The organism is Shimia sp. W99, assembly GCF_053851455.3.
In genome coordinates this window covers 84,339-104,508 of the sequence record NZ_JBSQBU020000001.1, presented here as the reverse complement: position 1 = coordinate 104,508, position 20,170 = coordinate 84,339, and the positions used below count along the sequence as shown (strand labels likewise).

At 61.5% G+C, this 20,170-nt stretch carries 23 protein-coding genes; 6 read left to right on the top strand and 17 right to left on the bottom strand.

Going from position 1 to position 20,170, the window contains the following annotated elements; genetic code table 11:
• Positions 1 to 22: 22 nt before the first annotated feature.
• The 3 genes from ACS3QZ_RS00505 to scpA form a co-directional block, all read right to left on the bottom strand.
• Positions 23 to 502, bottom strand: coding sequence for a GNAT family N-acetyltransferase (locus ACS3QZ_RS00505; protein ID WP_456036071.1), 480 nt, complete (start codon positions 500 to 502; stop codon positions 23 to 25).
• A complete protein-coding gene (locus ACS3QZ_RS00500) occupies positions 499 to 1,104 on the bottom strand; it encodes a VOC family protein (RefSeq protein ID WP_456036070.1) in 606 nt (201 codons plus the stop codon). The genes ACS3QZ_RS00505 and ACS3QZ_RS00500 overlap by 4 nt, the downstream gene beginning before the upstream one ends.
• Before the next feature lie 165 nt (positions 1,105 to 1,269).
• Complete coding sequence (gene scpA, locus ACS3QZ_RS00495; RefSeq protein WP_456036069.1) at positions 1,270 to 3,396, bottom strand: methylmalonyl-CoA mutase; 2,127 nt, start codon at positions 3,394 to 3,396, stop codon at positions 1,270 to 1,272.
• Positions 3,397 to 3,553: 157 nt separating this feature from the next.
• On the opposite strand from scpA, the gene ACS3QZ_RS00490 reads away from it, so the two are divergent.
• Complete coding sequence (locus ACS3QZ_RS00490) at positions 3,554 to 4,015, top strand: DUF4174 domain-containing protein (RefSeq protein ID WP_456036068.1); 462 nt, start codon at positions 3,554 to 3,556, stop codon at positions 4,013 to 4,015.
• An 87-nt stretch (positions 4,016 to 4,102) separates the two neighbouring features.
• Here the strand turns inward: ACS3QZ_RS00490 and ACS3QZ_RS00485 are convergent, their stop codons facing one another.
• The 9 genes from ACS3QZ_RS00485 to ACS3QZ_RS00445 all read right to left on the bottom strand — a co-directional run bounded on the left by ACS3QZ_RS00485 (position 4,103) and on the right by ACS3QZ_RS00445 (position 10,816).
• On the bottom strand, positions 4,103 to 6,151 hold the full coding sequence (locus ACS3QZ_RS00485) for an acetyl-CoA carboxylase biotin carboxylase subunit (RefSeq protein ID WP_456036067.1): 2,049 nt from the start codon (positions 6,149 to 6,151) through the stop codon (positions 4,103 to 4,105).
• A gap of 138 nt (positions 6,152 to 6,289) precedes the next feature.
• On the bottom strand, positions 6,290 to 6,496 hold the full coding sequence (locus ACS3QZ_RS00480) for a hypothetical protein (RefSeq protein ID WP_456036066.1): 207 nt from the start codon (positions 6,494 to 6,496) through the stop codon (positions 6,290 to 6,292).
• Between the two features lie 277 nt (positions 6,497 to 6,773).
• Complete coding sequence (locus tag ACS3QZ_RS00475) at positions 6,774 to 7,133, bottom strand: hypothetical protein (RefSeq protein ID WP_093095368.1); 360 nt, start codon at positions 7,131 to 7,133, stop codon at positions 6,774 to 6,776.
• An 87-nt stretch (positions 7,134 to 7,220) separates the two neighbouring features.
• Positions 7,221 to 7,367, bottom strand: a complete 147-nt coding sequence (locus tag ACS3QZ_RS00470) for a hypothetical protein (RefSeq protein WP_165610109.1) — start codon at positions 7,365 to 7,367, stop codon at positions 7,221 to 7,223.
• 202 nt (positions 7,368 to 7,569) lie between these two features.
• Positions 7,570 to 7,983, bottom strand: coding sequence for a DUF6497 family protein (locus ACS3QZ_RS00465; protein WP_278247159.1), 414 nt, complete (start codon positions 7,981 to 7,983; stop codon positions 7,570 to 7,572).
• 77 nt (positions 7,984 to 8,060) lie between these two features.
• Positions 8,061 to 8,414 (bottom strand): hypothetical protein, encoded by a 354-nt coding sequence (locus tag ACS3QZ_RS00460; RefSeq protein ID WP_456036065.1) that lies wholly within the window; start codon positions 8,412 to 8,414, stop codon positions 8,061 to 8,063.
• The gene (locus tag ACS3QZ_RS00455; protein WP_093095358.1) at positions 8,411 to 8,812 is read right to left on the bottom strand and encodes a cupin domain-containing protein; all 402 of its coding nucleotides are present in this window, start codon (positions 8,810 to 8,812) and stop codon (positions 8,411 to 8,413) included. Before ACS3QZ_RS00455 ends, ACS3QZ_RS00460 begins: the two co-directional genes overlap by 4 nt.
• Complete coding sequence (locus ACS3QZ_RS00450) at positions 8,809 to 9,258, bottom strand: hypothetical protein (RefSeq protein ID WP_456036064.1); 450 nt, start codon at positions 9,256 to 9,258, stop codon at positions 8,809 to 8,811. Before ACS3QZ_RS00450 ends, ACS3QZ_RS00455 begins: the two co-directional genes overlap by 4 nt.
• A gap of 25 nt (positions 9,259 to 9,283) precedes the next feature.
• Positions 9,284 to 10,816 (bottom strand): acyl-CoA carboxylase subunit beta, encoded by a 1,533-nt coding sequence (locus tag ACS3QZ_RS00445; protein ID WP_093095356.1) that lies wholly within the window; start codon positions 10,814 to 10,816, stop codon positions 9,284 to 9,286.
• Between the two features lie 179 nt (positions 10,817 to 10,995).
• Here ACS3QZ_RS00445 and ACS3QZ_RS00440 point away from each other — a divergent pair, with 179 nt between their 5' ends.
• From ACS3QZ_RS00440 to ACS3QZ_RS00425, 4 genes are all read left to right on the top strand, one after another.
• On the top strand, positions 10,996 to 12,210 hold the full coding sequence (locus ACS3QZ_RS00440; protein ID WP_456036063.1) for a multidrug effflux MFS transporter: 1,215 nt from the start codon (positions 10,996 to 10,998) through the stop codon (positions 12,208 to 12,210).
• Positions 12,211 to 12,307: 97 nt separating this feature from the next.
• On the top strand, positions 12,308 to 12,727 hold the full coding sequence (locus ACS3QZ_RS00435; protein WP_456036062.1) for a VOC family protein: 420 nt from the start codon (positions 12,308 to 12,310) through the stop codon (positions 12,725 to 12,727).
• A gap of 248 nt (positions 12,728 to 12,975) precedes the next feature.
• Positions 12,976 to 14,376 carry a helix-turn-helix domain-containing protein gene (locus ACS3QZ_RS00430; RefSeq protein WP_456036061.1) on the top strand — a complete coding sequence of 467 codons (1,401 nt, stop codon included), beginning with the start codon at positions 12,976 to 12,978 and terminating at the stop codon, positions 14,374 to 14,376.
• Positions 14,376 to 15,221 carry an alpha/beta hydrolase gene (locus tag ACS3QZ_RS00425; RefSeq protein WP_456036060.1) on the top strand — a complete coding sequence of 282 codons (846 nt, stop codon included), beginning with the start codon at positions 14,376 to 14,378 and terminating at the stop codon, positions 15,219 to 15,221. Before ACS3QZ_RS00430 ends, ACS3QZ_RS00425 begins: the two co-directional genes overlap by 1 nt.
• Here the strand turns inward: ACS3QZ_RS00425 and ACS3QZ_RS00420 are convergent.
• A complete protein-coding gene (locus ACS3QZ_RS00420; RefSeq protein ID WP_093095346.1) occupies positions 15,203 to 15,442 on the bottom strand; it encodes an HP1242/YdcH family protein in 240 nt (79 codons plus the stop codon). The two genes, ACS3QZ_RS00425 and ACS3QZ_RS00420, sit on opposite strands and share 19 nt — an antisense overlap.
• A 101-nt stretch (positions 15,443 to 15,543) precedes the next feature.
• Positions 15,544 to 17,193 carry a choline dehydrogenase gene (betA, locus tag ACS3QZ_RS00415; RefSeq protein WP_456036059.1) on the bottom strand — a complete coding sequence of 550 codons (1,650 nt, stop codon included), beginning with the start codon at positions 17,191 to 17,193 and terminating at the stop codon, positions 15,544 to 15,546.
• A gap of 185 nt (positions 17,194 to 17,378) precedes the next feature.
• Between betA and betI the strand changes: the two genes are divergently transcribed.
• Complete coding sequence (gene betI, locus ACS3QZ_RS00410; RefSeq protein WP_456036058.1) at positions 17,379 to 17,963, top strand: choline-binding transcriptional repressor BetI; 585 nt, start codon at positions 17,379 to 17,381, stop codon at positions 17,961 to 17,963.
• A 6-nt stretch (positions 17,964 to 17,969) separates the two neighbouring features.
• On the opposite strand, the gene ACS3QZ_RS00405 is transcribed toward betI, so the two are convergent.
• From ACS3QZ_RS00405 to ACS3QZ_RS00395, 3 genes are all read right to left on the bottom strand, one after another.
• The gene (locus ACS3QZ_RS00405) at positions 17,970 to 18,188 is read right to left on the bottom strand and encodes a hypothetical protein (protein WP_456036057.1); all 219 of its coding nucleotides are present in this window, start codon (positions 18,186 to 18,188) and stop codon (positions 17,970 to 17,972) included.
• Positions 18,189 to 18,250: 62 nt separating this feature from the next.
• Positions 18,251 to 19,156 carry a DMT family transporter gene (locus tag ACS3QZ_RS00400; protein ID WP_456036056.1) on the bottom strand — a complete coding sequence of 302 codons (906 nt, stop codon included), beginning with the start codon at positions 19,154 to 19,156 and terminating at the stop codon, positions 18,251 to 18,253.
• Between the two features lie 76 nt (positions 19,157 to 19,232).
• Positions 19,233 to 20,165 (bottom strand): pirin family protein, encoded by a 933-nt coding sequence (locus ACS3QZ_RS00395; protein WP_456036055.1) that lies wholly within the window; start codon positions 20,163 to 20,165, stop codon positions 19,233 to 19,235.
• Positions 20,166 to 20,170 lie beyond the last annotated feature (5 nt).

The window sequence follows — 20,170 nt, the reverse complement described above, 5'->3', positions numbered from 1 at the left end:
AAACGCAGAAGTCAGCGCCGCATCACAGCATTTTTTGCATCAAGATCAAATCCATCCAGCGGCCGAACTTGCGACCCACCTCGGGCATCCGCCCGACATGCCGAAATCCCATGGCCTCGTGAAAGGCGATTCCTGCCGCGTTCTCCCCGGATATCCCGGCCACCAGAACATGCGCCCCGTCCTGGCGTGCGCCCTCTTCAGCCGCCGCCATCAAGGCGCGGCCCACGCCCCGCCCCCGTGCCACCGCGTCCAGATGCACCGTGTGTTCGAAACTGTGGGCATAACCCACGCCGCCGCGAAACTGTGCCCAGGTCGCAAACCCCGCCACGACGCCCTCCAATTCGGCCACGACCCAGGCCCCCGGACGCGCTGCAATCAGCCCCGCGACTTCCTCAACCGGCTTCTCGACACTGTTGAACGTGCTCACACCGTCCCGGATTTCCCGGTTCCAGATCCGCGCAATCGCCGCCGCATCCCCCGGCTTTGCCTGACGCAGCTTCATGCCAGCACCCTGACCCCGTGCGGCGTGTCGAACGCGGCGCGCAACGCGCTTTCGCCCTCCACGAACACCACCCGCGCATCGTCCAGGGCCACCGCAGCCTGCAACGCCGCCGCCTGCGGATGCGCCACCTCAAGACGCCGCAAGGAACAGCCCGACGGCGCCAGAAGCTCTGCCGGCGTCACTGCCACATCCCATTGAATCAACGCCGGAAAGCAATTGTCATACGGCAACACGCCGCTCCCGGGCACCGCCATCCGCCAGCGCAGATCGCCCCGCCTCAACGCCACCGGCGCCCCGGCATCGACATTCAGCCCCGCCAGCGCCGCATCCATATCCGCCACCCGGCAGATCCAGTTCTGCAAACGCGGCCCGCCGGAAAACCGATCGAGATCAAACCACCTCGCCTGCCCCGGCTTCGGAGCCTCCGGGTCAATCGCAATCGCCTCAAGGTACAACCCACCCCCAAGCCCCAAAAGCCGATTATACGTGCCAAAATGATCATGCTTGCCACCGGGCAGCATCTCCACCCCAAGCGCCTCTTCAACATGCGCCACCGCCGCTTCCAGCGTCTCCCCGGCCACTGCCAGATGATCCAGTTCCATGCGCGCCTCCCTCACGTTACCTGCCCGCATAAAACGCCTTCCCTGACCAAGTTGAAAGCCCTTTCACAAACAGGAAAAGGCGCCGCCCATCCGGACCGCGCCTCTCTCTTCATTTTGCCGGAAATACTCTGCGGGGGTCCGGGGGTGCAAAACCCCCGGCTGCCCTTACCCGCGCGCTTCGCGGATCAGCTTCAGGATATCCTGCGCGGCTTCCGGGATATTGGTGCCGGGCCCAAAGATCGCCTTCACACCCGCCTTCTGCAGGAATTCGTAATCCTGCTGCGGGATCACCCCGCCACAGATCACGATGATATCTCCCGCATCCTTGGCCTTCAAAGCCTCGATCAGTTGCGGTGCCAGCGTCTTGTGGCCCGCCGCCTGGCTCGAAATCCCGACCACGTGCACGTCATTGTCCACCGCGTCCTGCGCCGCTTCGTCCGGTGTCTGGAACAGCGGCCCCACGTCGACGTCAAAGCCGATATCGGCAAAGGCCGTCGCGATCACCTTGGCGCCCCGGTCATGCCCGTCCTGCCCCATCTTCACGACCAGCATCCGCGGACGGCGCCCCTCGTCGGCGGCAAAGTCCTCGACCGATTTCTGGATCGCGGCAAAGCCTTCGTCGCCCTCGTAGGCGGCGCCATAGACCCCGGCCAGCGTCTTGACCTCGGCGCGGTGACGTCCGAATTCCTTTTCCATAGCCATGCTGATTTCCCCAACAGATGCCCGTGCCCGCGCTGCCTCCACAGCGGCGGCGAGCAGATTGCCTCCCTCTTTTGCAACCCGCGTCAGCTCGTTCAGCGCTGCCTCGCAGGCGGCGTTGTCGCGCGTCGCACGGATTTTCTCGAGACGGGCAATCTGGCTTTCACGTACGGCCACGTTGTCCACGTCCAGAATGTCGATCGGGTCTTCCTTGTCCTTGCGGTACTTGTTGACCCCGACGATCACCTCGTCGCCCTTGTCGATCATCGCCTGACGGGTTGCGGCCGATTCCTCGATCCGCAGCTTCGGCATGCCGCTGGCCACGGCCTTGGTCATGCCACCCATCTCCTCGACCTCTTCCATCAGCGCCCAGGCTTTCTGGATCAGCTCATCGGTCAACGCTTCAACATAATAGGAGCCAGCCAGCGGATCGACCACGTTGGTCACGCCGGTCTCTTCCTGCAGGATGAGCTGCGTGTTGCGCGCAATGCGGGCCGAGAAATCGGTGGGCAGCGCGATGGCTTCGTCAAGCGCGTTGGTGTGCAGCGACTGAGTGCCTCCCAGAACCGCCGACATCGCCTCGTACGCGGTGCGGATCACGTTGTTATAGGGGTCCTGCTCCTGCAGAGACACGCCCGAGGTCTGGCAGTGGGTGCGCAGCATCTTGGAGCGTTCCGACTTGGCGCCGAACTCGGTCATGATGCGGTGCCAGAGCGTGCGCGCCGCGCGCAGCTTGGCCGCTTCCATGAAAAAGTTCATGCCAATGGCAAAGAAGAACGACAGGCGCCCAGCGAACTTGTCGACATCCATGCCCGCATTCATCGCCGCACGCACATATTCGCGCCCGTCTGCCAGCGTATAGGCCAGCTCCTGCACAAGGTTCGCGCCCGCTTCCTGCATGTGGTAGCCGGAGATCGAGATCGAGTTGAACTTGGGCATCTCATTCGAGGTATACTCGATGATGTCCGAGATGATCCGCATCGACGGTTCGGGCGGATAGATATAGGTGTTGCGCACCATGAACTCTTTCAGAATGTCGTTCTGAATGGTCCCGGCCAGAAGCGCCTTGTCATGGCCCTGTTCTTCACCGGCCACGATATAGTTCGCAAGGATCGGGATCACCGCGCCGTTCATGGTCATCGACACCGAAACCTTGTCGAGCGGAATGCCGTCGAACAGGATTTTCATGTCCTCGATGCTGTCAATCGCCACACCGGCTTTGCCAACATCGCCCACAACGCGCGGGTGATCGCTGTCATAGCCGCGGTGCGTGGCAAGGTCGAAGGCCACCGACACGCCCTGCTGACCGGCGGCAAGGTTGCGACGGTAAAAGGCGTTGGATTCTTCTGCGGTCGAGAAGCCCGCATATTGACGGATCGTCCAGGGGCGTCCGGCATACATCGTCGCCTTGGGGCCGCGCGTGAACGGGCCAAAGCCCGGCAGGCTGCCCATGTGGTCCAGCCCGTCGGTGTCTTCCTCGGTATAAAGCGGTTTGACGTCGATGCCTTCCAGCGTCTTCCAGGTCAGATCGTCCAGCGGGCGCCCGCGCAGTTCCTTCTCGGCCAGTTCGGCCCATTTCTTGGTATCGGTCATATCCAATTCCTCGTCCATGTCTCACGCGGCCCCGCCCATGCGGGCGTCGGCCATTTTTCCTCCGCCGGGTCAGGCGGACATAAAATTCCCGTGGCTTTCCAAATTGCCTGTCGCAAATTGGGCGCCACCCCATATATTGGACTGAGCAGGAGAGATCATGACCCACCGCTTAGCCCTTGTTCTATCTGTCTTTCTGGCCGCTCCCGCCGCCATTGCACAGGCCGCCGAAACCGATGCGCAAGCGTCGGAAGACGCGCTTTTCCAGAATGGCGAAACCGCCACGCTGGAGGAATTCCGTTGGATCAAACGCCCGCTGGTGATCTTTGCCGACACCGACCGCGACCCGCGTTTCGCGCAACAGATGGAACTGTTGAACGCGCTCCCAGAAGAGCTTGCCGAACGCGACGTGGTGGTGCTTACCGACACCAATCCGGGCGCGAAATCGGCATTGCGCGAAGCGCTGCGGCCGCGCGGCTTCATGCTGGTGCTGATTGGCAAGGACGGCAATCCGTACTTGCGCAAACCTTTCCCTTGGGACGTGCGCGCCATCTCTGCCTCAATCGACAAGATGCCGCTGCGCCAACAGGAAATCCGCGACAGCCACCGCCCGTCCCGCTGAGACGGGACATGCGCGGCGCACAAGGCTCCCCCGCCCCGGATGTGATCCGGGGCTTCGTGCCATATGTGTCGCCGCGCAGACATCGCCTTATTCGAACTCCATGATCACGTCGTCCACGGCAAGGCTGTCGCCCGCTGCGGCGTTGATCTTGGAGACGACACCGGTCTTTTCGGCGCGCAGGATGTTTTCCATCTTCATGGCTTCCACAGTGCACAGCGCCTGACCTTCCTGCACTTCCTGACCCACTTCCACGTCGACCTTCACGATCAGACCCGGCATCGGGCAGAGCAGCAGCTTCGATGTATCGGGCGCCACTTTCTCGGGCATCAGCTTGGCCAACTCGGCCTGACGCGGCGTGCGCACATGCACAGCCAGATCAGCCCCACGCGAGCGGATACGGAACCCGCCCGAGATCTTGCCAACCTTCAGAACCAGAAGCTCCTTGCCGACCTTCACTTCGGCCAGCTGATCGCCCGGCGTCCAGTCCGAGGTCACGCGCAGCTTGTCGCCCTCACCGAACTTGACGGTCGAGCCCTTCTTGTCGGCCTTGATCTTGACCGGGAACTCTTCGCCCTGCAGCGTCACGACCCATTTCGTGCCAACGCGGCGCTCGTGGTTGTCCATGCGGCCCGACACGCGGGTGCGACGGATTTCCGCCACGCGATGCATCGCCGCAGTGGCCGCCGCGATCTTCTTGAGCGTGTCGCTCGGCAGGGTCACACCTTCGAACCCTTCGGGATATTCTTCCTCGATAAAGGCCGTGGTCATGTCACCGCTGATGAACTTCGGATGATCCATCACCGCGCTCACGAAGGGCAGGTTGTGGCCAATGCCTTCCAGCTCGAACCCGTCGAGGGCGTTGCGCATCGCCTCAATCGCCTCGTCACGGGTCGGGGCCCATGTGCAGAGCTTGGCGATCATCGGGTCGTAATACATGCTGATCTCGCCGCCTTCATAGACGCCGGTATCGTTACGCACGGCAAAATCCTTGCCCTCGATCGCCTTGTCGGCCCATTTGCCATTGTCCTGCATCGGACCGGCCGCCACTTCGGCGGGCGGGCGATAGCGGGTCAGGCGGCCAATCGACGGCAGGAAGTTGCGATAGGGGTCTTCGGCGTAAACGCGGTTTTCAATGGCCCAACCGTTGATGCCCACATCGTCCTGCGTGATGCTCAGCGGCTCGCCTGCCGCGACGCGGATCATCTGTTCAACAAGGTCGACACCGGTGATCAGCTCGGTCACGGGGTGTTCCACCTGCAGACGGGTGTTCATTTCAAGGAAGTAGAAGTTCTTGTCGCCATCGACGATGAATTCCACCGTCCCGGCGCTGGCATAACCCACCGCCTTGGCCAACGCGACCGACTGTTCGCCCATCGCCTTGCGGGTGGCTTCATCAAGGAAGGGGCTCGGCGCCTCTTCCACAACCTTCTGGTTCCGACGCTGGATCGAGCATTCGCGCTCGTTCAGGTAGATGCCGTTGCCATGCGCGTCGCACAGAACCTGGATCTCGATGTGACGCGGCTGGGTGACGAATTTCTCGATGAAAATCCGGTCGTCACCAAAGCTGTTCGCGGCTTCGTTCTTCGAGGACTGAAAGCCTTCGCGCGCTTCCTGATCGTTCCACGCGATCCGCATGCCCTTGCCGCCGCCACCTGCAGACGCCTTGATCATCACCGGATAGCCGATCTCGTTCGAAATCTTCACGGCTTCATCCGCGTCTTCGATCAGCCCCATGTAACCGGGCACGGTCGACACGTTCGCGTCCTGTGCGATTTTCTTCGAGGTGATCTTGTCGCCCATGGCTTCGATCGCACCCTTGGGGGGGCCGACAAAAGCCACGCCTTCGGCCTCAAGCGCCTCGGCAAATTTCGAGTTTTCCGACAGGAAGCCGTAACCGGGATGCACCGCCTGCGCGCCGGTCTGACGGATCGCATCCATCACCTTGTCGATGACGATATAGGACTGGTTCGCCGGGGGCGGGCCGATATGCACGGCCTCATCGGCCATCTGCACATGCAGCGCCTGCTTGTCGGCATCCGAATAGATGGCCACGGTCTTGATGCCCATCTTACGGGCGGTCTTGATCACCCGGCAGGCAATCTCGCCACGGTTGGCAATCAGGATCTTGTCGAACATGTCATGTCCCTTCTGGTTCTTGTCCCGCGCGACACGGTCGCGCCGGAATTGGCAACAAAAAAGCCACCTGCGCCCGGCAGGGCACAGATGGCGTGTTCATTTTCGATCAGCCCAAACCGGGCCGAGGAATTCAGTCGATCAGCACTTGCCAGGGTTTTCCTTGCAATAGATGACGTTTGCGGCGCTCCCGACAAGCGCACCCGCGGCGACGCTGCCCCCGACAACGGCTGACGTGGCCGCACCGGCGCCCGCACCGATGAGCGCCTGCTCACCGAACGTGTCTCCACAGCCCGACAGGCCAACCGCGGCCACGCCGGCAAGGGCGAATTTCCAAATTTTTGACATTTGCCTGTTTCCTCTGTTCGGCCGGGCATTCCTCCCGACATTCTGACCGCATTATACGCCACGGTTTCACTAGAAAAAACGGGTGATCCCGCAGGGACGCCACAGGACCACCCGAAAGGGGAAGGGTAACGGAATACACTGTTACAGGAGCGGACCCGAACAAGCCCGTACTCCACATGGTCCATATTGGCATGGTTTCGTGTCATCTCAACGGCTTGCGCCGCGAGTTTCTGACCTTGGGCCGCTTTCTGCCCATTCTGCGCGTGGATCGGCAAAATCATGCCCACCCCCCATCAATCGCATCCGGGAACGAGGCCCGCGCCACGTCCACGTCGATCACCAGCAGCGCTTCGTAATCCTCGGGGTCGAAATTGTCGGGGTCCACCGGCTTCACTTCGCGCCCGAAAAGCCAGCTCAGCCGCCCGGCATCAAGGTTGCCCCGCTCAAACGGCTGGTCCCCGAAATGATCCCACAACGCGGTCATGAACCCGGCATCCGCGCGCCGGTCGGCTGGACGGCGGTCCTTGAACCGTTCGCGCCGGGTGATCGGCGTGGCGCCCTTGGGGTTGGCGCGGCGAATGACAAACTGGAAATCCGTACCCGGAAGACGTCCCGGAAAGCCCTTGTGCTTGATCATGCCGCGCTCCTCCGGATGACAGGAGCGTTCTGGCTCAGGGCTGGGCGGACAGGCCCGAGGGCCTGCCCGAATCGCTTGGCGCCAAGCTTACTTGTACTTGCCGGTGTAAACCGGTTCCTGCGAGATCGGCTCGGGGTCGACCACGACATATTCTTCAACCTGTGCGGTGTCTGCGCAGGCTGCGACAAGTGCAACAAGGCCAAGGGCCAGGAATGCTTTGATGCTCTTTGACATCTGTTTCTCCAGTTCTTGTTTTCATTGGAAACAGGGCCATACGACCCTGCCTGCCCCACGATCGCCCAAGGACGACGTGACCGGAGAATAGTGGATTCTACTGCAAAAAGATACGGATAGGGCGCCAAGCTAATGTGATGTGGCCGCAAAGCCGCAATCACTCCCCTGCCTGCATTCCTTTGCGCAAGATATTGTGGTGTCATCAGAAACCCTCCCAGATACAGGTGCCGTCTTGCACCGTGAAGGCTTCGAAATATTGCGTCGCGAGCGTGTCCATGACGCCGAATTCCGTTTCCCGGTCGGCCATCGAAATGACGACCTGATCCACCGTTTCGCCTTGCGTGGTCAGATACGGCACCGCAACGCCAATGCACAGGTGGAAAAAGTCGTCTTCGATCTCGGCGAACTCGACCCCCTGCCGGATCAGCGGCATGATATAACGGAACCGCGCCACCCGCAGCTTGTCATCGCGGGTCTCAAGCAGGATTTCCTGAAGGTGAATCTCGTTGCCGGAGGGCACGGCCGGTGTCTCCTCCAAAACCCCGGCCGCGGCCGCGCCACAAAGGGCCCCTCCAAACGCGGCGAATCTCGCTACTGCGCCCACAGTATGGCACATCCGGCGCGGAAAATCCGCTGCCGTATGGGGGCGGGACTTAATATTCCCGCCGAACAAATTCCATGCAGCCCGCCCGGTCATGACTGCCCCCCTGACCGGCGCGCATAGCGGATCCACCGCGACCGCCGTTCGGGGTGCTCAAGCACGTCCCGGATCATGTTTTCCACGTATTCCCGGCTGAATGCACCGGCGATCTCGCCCCCCGCCGTGACATGCAACTGCCCTGCCTCGCGGCGCACCTGCACCACCGGCGAAAACCCACGCAGCCCCTGGAGCGCGCGCCACATGTCCTGCCGGACCTGGTGCGCGACGCGAAGCCGCCCGGCATCCGGCAACTCGGTGCGCGCCGCCACATCCAGCCGCGCGCGGTTGCGCCGCGCCAGCGTCAGGGTTTCCCCCTCGCTCAGGATATGCCAGCCCGTCCGGCTCATTCCGGTGCGTCCTCGTCATTGGTGGCAAATTCTGCCGGGCTGATGATCTCGATCAGCTCCATGTCATCGGAATGACGGCATTCGCGATGCCTGATCCCCGGCGGTTGCAAAACACAGGACCCGGCGCGCAGCATGTGCTCGCCCTGCCCCTCGTATTCGAACACGACCCAGCCCTTGGTCACATAGACCATCTGGAAGTCCAGCTCATGGGAATGCCATGCTCCGGGGCTTTCCATCCCCGGCACGGCCCGGATCACATGCGCCCCGAACTTGCCCTTGGTGGCCGATTGGATGCCAAGGTCGCGATACTCAAAGAACGCCCGCAGCCCCTCGCCCACGAAGGGCGAGTCATCGGCGTGGGATACGCTGAAGGCTTGGTTGTTCCAGAGTTGGGTCATGGCGAACTCCAAATCACAATTATCAACATTAAGAAAAGCGAGCCATATCCGGACGCTAAAGAGATGATGATAGGCTTCTCGAATCTTGAGATATGACCAGTTATCCAATCCTCACTGAGCTGAATGTTGGATCGTGCCATTTGGCTTTCGTACCAAGCCATATAGATTGATCCCCTGCTGCCAGAGCCATAGCCCTCGGCGGAGGTGAGCACTTCTCTCGCGTGAAACCCCGCAACAAGCGCCCACATCCACCATGCAATTGCCACTCCAATGAAAAGGGAGACCAAAGCAGTCGTAGCGACCAGAGAAAGAAGAAGACTATCAATTTGCGAGATAAACCGCAGTTGGGCGAGCACGATACCTAATGGCACCGCGAAAACCCCGATTTGGGTGCGGGTCTGCTTTGAAAGCAGGTCCAATGCATCCAGGTACGCTTCTTCTTTCATTTTTTGATCTCAAACGCCTTCCCGCTTACAACGGAATGTTGTCGTGCTTCTTCCACGGGTTCTTGACCGACTTATTGCGCAAGCTGGCAAAGGCCCGTGCCACCCGTTTGCGGGTGCCGCGCGGCTGGATCACCTCGTCGATGAAGCCCCGCTCTGCGGCCACGAAGGGCGTCGCAAACCGGTCTTCGTAATCGGCGGTGTGCTTGGCGATCTTCTCGGCATCGCCCAAGTCGGCACGATGGATGATCTCGGTCGCGCCCTTGGCGCCCATCACCGCGATTTCCGCCGTCGGCCAGGCATAGTTGAAGTCGCCACGCAGGTGCTTGGACGCCATCACGTCATAGGCGCCGCCATAGGCCTTGCGGGTGATCACGGTCACTTTCGGCACCGTCGCTTCGCCATAGGCAAAAAGAAGCTTCGCACCGTGCTTGATCACGCCGCCATATTCCTGAGAGGTCCCCGGCAGGAAGCCCGGCACGTCAACCAGCGTCAGGATCGGGATTTCGAACGCATCACAGAAGCGCACGAACCGGGCGGCCTTGCGCGACGAGTCGATATCAAGACAGCCCGCCAGCACCATCGGCTGGTTGGCCACGACACCCACGGTCTGCCCTTCAAGGCGGACAAAACCGGTGATGATGTTCTTGGCGTAATCTTCCTGGATCTCGTAGAAATCGCCCTCGTCCGCCAGCTTCACGATCAGCTCTTTCATGTCGTAGGGCGTGTTGGGGTTCTCGGGTACCAGCGTATCCAGCGAATCTTCGATCCGGCCCGGCTCGTCAAAGAACGGGCGGACGGGCGGCTTTTCGCGGTTGTTTAGCGGCAGGAAGTCGACAAGGCGGCGCACTTCGGCAAGCGCCTCGACGTCGTTCTCGAACGCGCCATCCGCGACCGAGGATTTCTTGGTGTGAGTCGACGCCCCGCCCAGTTCCTCTGCGGTCACCACTTCGTTGGTCACGGTCTTCACAACATCCGGGCCGGTCACGAACATATAGGACGTGTCTTTCACCATGAAGATGAAGTCGGTCATCGCCGGAGAATACACCGCACCACCGGCACAGGGGCCCATGATCACGCTGATCTGCGGCACCACGCCCGAGGCCATGATGTTGCGCTGGAACACTTCGGCATACCCGGCAAGCGAGGCCACGCCTTCCTGGATACGGGCACCGCCCGAATCATTGAGACCAATCACAGGCGCGCCGTTCTGTACGGCCATGTCCATGATCTTGCAGATCTTTTCCGCGTGGGTTTCCGACAGCGACCCGCCGAACACGGTAAAGTCCTGGCTGAACACGTAAACCATGCGGCCATTGATCGTGCCCCAGCCGGTGATCACACCGTCGCCTGCGGGCTTGTCCTTTTCCATTCCGAAATCGGTGCAGCGGTGCGTCTTGAACATGTCGAACTCTTCAAACGAGTCCTCGTCCAGAAGCAGTTCGATCCGCTCGCGTGCGGTCAGCTTGCCCTTGGCGTGCTGACTGTCGATCCGGCGCTGTCCGCCGCCCAGCCGGGCCACTTCCCGGCGTTCTTCCAGTTGCTGGAGAATATCTTTCATGGCATGTCCCCTATGATTTGAAAGAGACCATAGCCGCGCCGGCCCTCCATACAAAGCTTAATTCGGCAAATTTGCAAAGTCTGGAAAACCTTTTGACTGAATACTGCAAAACAGCAAAAACTACACAAATCAAATACCAATGATGGACAACGCGGCGTCCAGCACTTACCTCTGAACTCATGAGTTCAAAACCGCGCGGTCAGTTCCTCGACCGCTCCACGCCACCGAACATTTTCACGCTGATCCTTCTGGCCGGGATTTCGGCGCTGAGCATGAACATCTTCCTGCCCAGCCTGCCCAGCATGACGGCGCATTTTGACACGGAATACAGCGTCATGCAGCTTTCCGTGGCGGTCTATCTCGGTGTGAATGCCGTATTGCAGATCCTTGTCGGGCCGATCTCGGACCAGCTCGGGCGCCGCCCGGTGATCCTTGGCGGCATGGTGCTGTTCCTGCTCGCCACCCTGGGCTGCATCTTCGCCACCAATGTCACCCTGTTTCTGACCTTCCGCATGATGCAGGCCGCGGTCGTGGTGGCCATGGTACTGAGTCGCGCCGTGGTGCGCGACATGGTCCCGGCAGACGAGGCCGCCTCGATGATCGGCTATGTGACCATGGGCATGACCATCGTGCCGATGCTGGGGCCGGTCTTTGGCGGGTTACTGGATCAGGCTTTTGGCTGGCAGGCCAGCTTCTGGCTGCTGTTCGCGGTGGGCCTGCTGATTCTCGTGCTCACCTGGGCGGATCTTGGCGAAACCAAGCAAAGCAGCGGCCTTTCGCTTGCCAGGCAGTTCCGCGAATACCCCGAGCTGCTCACCAGCCCGCGCTTCTGGGGCTATTCGCTGGCCAGCGGCCTGAGTTCGGGGGCCTTCTTTGCCTATCTCGGCGGGGCGCCCTTTGTGGCGACCGATATCTACGGGTTGTCCCCGGCCCTTATGGGTCTCTATTTCGGCGCCCCGGCGGTGGGCTATTTCATTGGCAACTACCTGTCAGGGCGCTTCTCGGTCCGCTTCGGGATCAATCGCATGGTCGTCGCAGGCTGCGCCATCGCCGCCGCCGGGATCGGCGTTCTGATCCTGATCGTATTTGCCGGCGCCGGAAGCGCCGAACTGTTCTTTGGCATGATGACATTTGTCGGCCTTGGCAACGGGCTGACCATCCCCAACGCCACATCGGGCGCACTGTCCGTGCGCCCCCATCTTGCGGGCACCGCATCGGGCCTGTCCGGCTCGATCATGATCGGCGGCGGCGCAGGGCTGTCGGCGCTGGCCGGGGCCCTCCTTGTGCCGGGGTCCGGCCCGCTGCCGCTCTTGTGGATCATGTTCGCCACCAGCTTTGCGGGCTTCCTGACCATCCTCGCCGTGATCCGCCGCGAACGCCGCCTGCACCTTTGACGACCAACGCGTCATCGCGGCAAGTTTCCACTTCCTTGCGCCCTTTGCGCAATGCTACCACGGGCCATCAAGGGGCAGCAGACCACAGGCAAGCCGGATGAAACTGGAATTCCATCACATCAACTTCGTGGCCGACGATGTCGACCGCATGCATGATTTCTATACCAACGTGCTGGGTTTGGACGACATCCCCCAGAAAAACTTTCCGCGCACCCAAGCCGACAGCACCTCGGGATATGATGGCAAGATCCGCTTCGCCACCGAAGGCAAAATGGAAATGCACCTTGCCGAACGCGCCTTTGACGTGGCTTTCAAAAACGGTCGGGTCATCAACCCGGTTGAACGCGGCCATATCGCCTTTCGCACCGATGACCTTGCCGCCTTTCTTGCCATCCTTGACGCGCGCGGCATCCCCTATTCCGACTATGGCACCGCCTTTGCCAAGGAATGGCATCAGGTCTTCTTCCATGACCCCGAGGGCAACGTGATCGAGGTCCATCAACAGGTAACACCCTGATGGGCGAACACCCGCGATCAATTCCTCATAATTGGTAAAGCGCGCCGCGTTAACGTCGGCAGATTCCGGCAAAACCCAAATCCATACCGACGCAATACCGACGTGATACCGACACGTTACCGAACCCGGATTCGCCAGCAAACACTGGGTTAACCCCCGATTCGACGGCGCCGTCACATCGCCACTGGCGTACGGTGCTTTGCAAAGCTATCTTTGCAGCTACGCAAACCCAGTGACCGGAGCCCGCCTTGCCCACTCAGAAACTCTATGCCGGCGCCAAGCTGCGCGAGATCCGCACCCGGCTCAGCCTCACGCAAAAGGACTTCGCCCAGAAACTTGGCGTGTCCCTGCCCTATCTCAACCAGATGGAAAACAACAACCGCCCGGTGTCGACCACGGTGGTTCTGGCATTGGCACAGGAGTTCGGCCTTGATGTCACCGAGCTGTCTACGGGGGACAGCGAACGCCTTGTCTCGGACATGCGCGAAGCACTGGCCGACCCGGTTCTGGCCGAAACCTCGGCCCCCCTGGCCGACCTGCGCCTGACCGCCTCCAACGCCCCGGCACTGGCGCGCGCCTTTCTGGAACTGCACCGCGCCTATCGCCAAACCCATGAACGCCTCGCCTCGCTTGACGAGGCGCTGGGGCGGCAGGATGTGCAGATGCAGGCCAGCCCCTGGGACGAGGTGCGCGACTTTTTTCATTATTGTGACAACTACATAGACGCCGTCGACCGCGCCGCCGAACATTTCGCGGTTCAGGCGCCGGATCAGGGCGGCGTGCGCGCCACGGCGATCTCGGCCCTGCGCAACAAGGGGATTTCCGTGTCCTATTCGGACATTGAACCCCTGCGCCAGTTCGACCCGGAAACCGGGCGTCTGCAAATCTCACGCTATGCCCAGCCCGAAACCCAGACCTTCCAGCTCCTGTTGCAAGTGGCGCTCCTGCAAAGCGACAAACTGCTCGAAGCCACGCTGGACCTTGCCCGTTTCCAGACCGACGCCGCCCGCGCGATTGCCAAGATCGGACTGGCCAATTACTTCGCCGGTGCGGCCCTGATGCCCTATGCCACCTTCCTCGATGCCGCCCGCGAAACCCGCCACGATCTGGAGCTCCTGTCACACCGCTTCGGCGCCTCGATCGAGCAGGTCGCCCATCGCCTCAGCACCATGCAGCGCCCCGGCGCCAAGGGCATTCCCTTCTTCTTCGTGCGTGTCGATCAGGCCGGGACCATCACCAAACGCCACTCGACAACCCGCCTGCAATTCGCCCGCTTCGGCGGCGCCTGCCCCCTGTGGAACGTGCACCGCGCCTTCGAAACTCCGGGCCGCTTCCTGCGCCAGCTTGCCGAGACGCCGGACGGGGTCCGCTACATATCGCTCGCACGCGACGTGTCGAAATCGGGGGGGCATTACGGCGCACCGGTACGGCGCTACGCGATTTCCCTGGGATGCGAAATCCGCCACGCGGACGCGCTCGTCTATGCCGACCACATGGACATCTCGAACCCGCAAGCCTTTGCCCCAATTGGGATTTCCTGCCGGATTTGCGAACGCACCCATTGCCACCAACGCTCGGTGCCCCCGCTTGAGAGGCGCCTCACGATCAACGAAAACGCCCGTGGCGTCCTGCCCTACGAGGTGGGGTGATGCGCCTTCTCTTCAGGCTCCTGACGCTTGTCGTCTTGGGCTCTTTTGCGATGATCGCCCTCTCGAGCGTGGCCGAACGCTTTGTGCTCTACCCTTTTAACTCCTCCCATGTGGCACCGACCGATGCGGGTCTCTCCGGTGTCACCGAGTACCGTTTTGACAATGATGGCGAGACCCTGATTGCTTGGACCGCCGATCCAGCGCCGGGCAAACCGGTGATCCTCTATTTCCACGGCAACGCCGGAAACCTCGCCGCCCGCGCCGGGCGTTTTCGTCGCTTCCTCGACCGGGGCTATGGCCTTTTCGCACCCGCCTATCGCGGCTCATCAGGCAGCACCGGCACCCCTTCCGAGGCCGCGCTGACTTGGGACGCTGAAACCGCCTATCATGCGCTCTTCACCCGCTTCCCCGACCTTCCCGCCGCACGCGTGGTTCTCTATGGCGAAAGCCTCGGAACCGCCGTCGCCATCGCGCTGATGGCCACCCCGTCCACCAACCCGGACAAGGGCCACGGCCCGCCCGCAGCCATCATCCTCGAAGCGCCCTTTACCTCGATCCCAGCCTTGGCCGAGCACCACTATCCGGGCACAGGGGAACTCGCCGAAAGCCTTGAAAACCAATGGCCCAGCCTTGATCAGGCCCGGGTGCTGACCCCGCCGCTCCTGATCCTGCACGGCACCAAAGACGACCTTATCCCAATAGAAATGGGGCGACAGATTTTCGCTGCCGCCCCATCCCGAAGGAAAGACTTCCTGACAGTCAAAGGCGCGGGCCATACCGACCTGTGGCGGTCCGATACCCTGCCACGCCTCTGGCGCTTTATCGATCAGTTCGCCTTGAGATAGGCGTAGATCTCGTCCTTGAGCGCCGCGCGCCGCTTACGCAGATCCACCTCGGAAAGTTCTTCGCGCGGTTCAACGTTGGTTTCGGCGCGGTGCACCTTGCGATTCAGCTCGTGGTATTCCTCGTGCATCTTGGCGTAATGGGCATCGCTGACCTTCAGCGCGCTCATCTTTTCAACGAATTCCGGAAATTCCTCGGCCAGTTCATGGGGGGTGTGAGACATTGTTTGCGCTCCTGTTTTGTTCTGTTTGACAAAACCGTATCGGTGCCGGGTCGGCACCCGCTTTGACAGGGATCAAACAGCCCGCGCAAAACGCACAAAAATCACCTCTGAGCGGCCTGCCAACCGGGGTGGAACCACGGTTCGTCATTGGCCGATGGCAAACGCCGCCCCAACAGGTGGTCAGCCGCCTTTTCGCCCGTCATGATCGACGGTCCGTTGAGGTTGCCATTCGTGATGCGCGGGAAGATGGAACTGTCCGCCACGCGCAAGCCCTCGACCCCGATCACCCGGCATTCGGGGTCGACCACGGCGCCCGGATCATCCGCCCGGCCCATCTTGCAGGTGCCACAGGGATGATAGGCGCTCTCTGCATGCTCGCGGATGAACCCGTCTAGCTCGTCATCCGTTTGCAAAGCTGCGCCGGGTTGGATTTCGTGCTTCACGAAAGGCTTCATCGCGTCCTGTTCAAAAATCTCGCGTGTCAGCCGCAAACAGGCGCGGAAGTCGATCCAGTCCTGTTCTTCGGACATGTAGTTGAAAAAGATTTTCGGGGCCGCCTTGGGATCTGCCGAGGCCAGCGTGACCTCGCCCCGCGACCTGGCCCGCATTGGCCCGACATGGGCCTGAAACCCGTGCCCCTCGGCTGCCGCCTGCCCGTCATAGCGCACGGCGATGGGCAGGAAATGGTACTGGATATCGGGATAGTCGATCCCCGCCCGCGACCGGATAAAGGCCGCGCTTTCGAACTGGTTCGACGCGCCAAGTCCGGTTTTCGTAAACAGCCACTGCGCCCCGATCAGCCCTTTGCCGATCAGGTTCCAGTACTTGTAAAGCGTGATCGGCTGCTTGCTGGCATATTGCATGTAGACTTCAAGGTGGTCCTGAAGGTTCTGCCCGACGCCCGGCCGATCCGCCACCACGTCGATGCCATGCGCGGCCAGATGCGCCGCCGGGCCGATCCCCGACAGCATCAGCAGCTTGGGCGAGTTCAGCGACGACGCAGCAAGCACCACCTCGGCATTGGCCCGGATCACCTGCACCTTGCCGCCCCGCTCGATCTCGACCCCGACGGCGCGCCCGTCTTCGATCACGACCTTGCGCGCCAACCCGCGCACCAGGTCACAGTTCTCACGTTTCAACGCCGGTTTGAGATAGGCATTCGCCGCCGACCAGCGCTGCCCCTTCCAGACCGTCATTTCCATGGCGCCAAAGCCTTCCTGCTGGCGGCCGTTATAGTCATCCGTCACCGGGTAGCCGGCCTGTTCCCCGGCCTTGACGAAAGCCGCATGCAACGGGTTGTTGCGCGGCCCGCGCGTGATGTGCAACGGCCCATCCGTCCCGCGGAAACCGTCCGAATTCTCGCCTCCGTGCCAATGCTCCATGCGCTTGAAATAGGGCAACACGTCGGCATAGCCCCACCCGGTCGCGCCGCTTTCGGCCCAGTGATCATAATCGCCCGCATGACCGCGCACATAGACCATGCCATTGATCGAACTGGACCCGCCGATCACCTTGCCGCGCGGGCAGACCAACTCGCGCCCGCCAAGGTGCGGTTCGGGCACACTTTTGTAGCCCCAGTCATAAAGCGACATGTTCATGGGATAACTCAGAGCCGCAGGCATCTGGATCAACGGCCCCGCATCGGTGCCGCCATGTTCGATCACCAGAACCGATTTACCCGCCTCGCTCAGACGATAGGCCATGGCGCAGCCCGCGCTCCCGGCCCCGACAATCACGTAATCCGCCTGCATCCGCCTTCTCCGCATTTGATCGGACGCGCCCCTTTGCAAGCGCTCCGGCCCATCCCTTTCAACCACTCCGACCGCGCCGGATCGGGTCACGTTAGCATTCGACTTCAATTTTTTAAATGGGCATTCAAATTTTTTATTTAAACAACAATATTGCGTCCCCCGCCCCAAGCGGCCACAGTTGATCCATGGGCCGAACACGTATCCGCGACATCCGCCATCAGGAATTGATCGAAGCGACCATCACCGCCGTGCATCAGCGCGGCTATGCGGTTGTCACCATGGCAGAAATTGCCGCGCTGGCCGGGGCTTCGGCAGCGTCGATCAACTATTATTTCGGGTCCAAGGAACGGTTGATGGAGGCGACCATGCGCCACCTGATGACCATGCTGAAAGAAGCGATGCTGGAACGCTACGCCTTGGCCAAGTCGCCGCATGATCGTTTGATGGCGGTTCTGGATGCCAACTTTTCCGACCGGCTCTACACGATCGAACAATGTTCACTCTGGGTGCAGTTCTGGGGTAGCGCCCCCTATGTGCCGACGCTGGCCCGCCTGCACCAGATCAACCGGGCGCGCGTCACCTCGCATTTTCGCGCCGAACTGAGCGCACTCCTGCCTGAAAACCGCCGCGAAACCGTGCGCGTGGCCCTGCAAAGCTATATGGATGGTGTCTGGCTCGAAGCGGCGCAATCGGCAGTCAGGCTCGATCCCGTCCAAGCGCGCGCCGAGGCCCGCAAGGTCGCGGACCTGCTTCTGACCTCCGACGTCTGATCCCTGTCAGCGCCGGTATACCAGCGGGTTCGGGTTGCCGAAATAGATCAGCTCCAGCCGATCCTCGGACACATCCTCAATAAGGTAACAAAAGCTGTCGCGGCTTTCCGGGTCGGCCTGGATCATCACCGGGCCGACATCGGGCGCATCCTCACAGCGCGGCGCGATCTGGGCAAAGAGCCAAGCCCGACCATGGCCCCAAAAACGCTCCAGAGAATAGTCCACCGCACAAAGAAACCCTCCAATAAATGAAGGAACCCTAACCCCGCCTTGCAAAATCCCCAGGATCAGAGCTTGGTCTGCCCCACCAGCGGTGTGATCTGGCGCCGGTTCAGCACCGCTTCGCGCCACGTGATAAAGCTGATCGCCCCGATGATCACCAGCCCGCCGACGATCACCCAGATATCGGGAGACTCGTTGAACAGCACCAGCCCCAACAGCACCGCCCAGACCAGTTGCAGAAAGCTGACGGGCTGTGTCACCGTCACCGGCGCGGCGGCAAAGGCCATCGTCATCGTGTAGTGCCCCGCCGTCGCGAAACAGGCGACAAGAAACAGAACACCCAGCTCCCAGGGTGTCGGCGTCACCCAGACAGCCGCAGCCGCCGGGGCCAACCCGATCGTTACCGTAATCGACAACATGCCTACGACCACGGCTGGGCTGGCCTCGTCGCTCAACACCTTCGCCAACAGGTATCCCCCGGCAAAGAAGAAGGCAGTGAACAGCATGGCAATATGCCCCATGTCCAACTCGCGAAACCCGGGGCGCAGGATGATTGCCGTCCCGATCAGCGCCACGACCACCGCCATGATCCGACGCAGGGCCAGCTTTTCCCCGAGAAACAGCGCCGCCCCCACCGTCACATACACAGGCGCAAGATAATTCATCGCCGTGACCTCGGCCAAGGGAATACGCGCCATGGCAAAAAACCACAGGATCACACCCCCGGTGTGCAGCACCCCACGCAAGCCAAACAGCCCCAGCTGGCGCCGGGTCAGCCGCGCCCGCCGGATCGGTCCGATCATCGGCAAAAGGAAGACAAGACCCAGCGCATAGCGCAGGAATGCCGCTTCGGCTGCCGGAATTCGAATACCAACCAGCTTTACAAGCGCGGTGACGGCCACGAAACACAGGCCCGTCACCAACATCCAGAAGATGCCGATAACAGGGCGATGGGCGGGGTTCTCAGTCATGGCGCCACACCACCATGTTTGCCGCCCCTTGTCGAGATAGGAAACAGGTTAACGACCTTGCGTTCTTCGCATGGCTTCAGGGCAAGGGAATGAACTCATCCGCGTCGCCGGGCGGCAGATGGAACCGCCCGTTTTCCCAATCTCCCTTGGCCCAGGCCTGTTTTGCCTCTTCGATCCGCTCCTTGGACGAAGCCACGAAATTCCACCAGATATGGCGCGGTCCGTTGAGCGTCTCGCCCCCCAACGCCATCAGCCGCGCACCCTGCTCTCCGGCTGTGACGGTGATCGCATCGCCGGGGCGAAACACCATCATCCGCCCCGCTTCAAACCGCTCTCCGGCAATCTCGACCGAGCCTTCGGTCACGTAAAGACCGCGATCCTCGTGGTCCTCGGGCATCGGCAGCTTGGCCCCGGCCTCAAGGATCACGTCCGCATAGAAGGTCTCGGAAAAAAGCGTCGCCGGAGCCCTTTCGCCCCAAGCGGTGCCAAGGATCAGCCGCACCTCTTTGCCCTCGCCCTCGAGCACGGGCAAAGCCTCTTTGCCGTGGTGCTCGAACATCGGCGCGTCATCCTCGTGATCCTCTGGCAGAGCAATCCACGTCTGGATACCAAACAGGCTGCTTGGCGCGGCGCGCGTGGCCGCGCTGGTGCGTTCGGAATGGGTCACCCCGTTGCCCGCCACCATCCAGTTCACCTCGCCGGGATAGATCATCTGATGGGTGCCAAGGCTGTCGCGATGCTCGAACTCGCCCTTGTAAAGATAGGTCACGGTCCCGAGCCCGATATGCGGGTGGGGGCGCACGTCAATACCTTTCCCTGTCAGAAACTCCGCCGGTCCGGCCTGGTCGAAAAATATGAACGGCCCCACCATCTGGCGCCGTGGTGCAGGCAACGCCCGGCGCACTTCGAACCCGCCCAGATCACGGGCGCGCGGAATGATCACGGTTTCAATTGACTCCAGATCACCCGCGTCGGGGCAATGCGGTTCCAGCGTAGGGTTCCAGCTCATGTCGG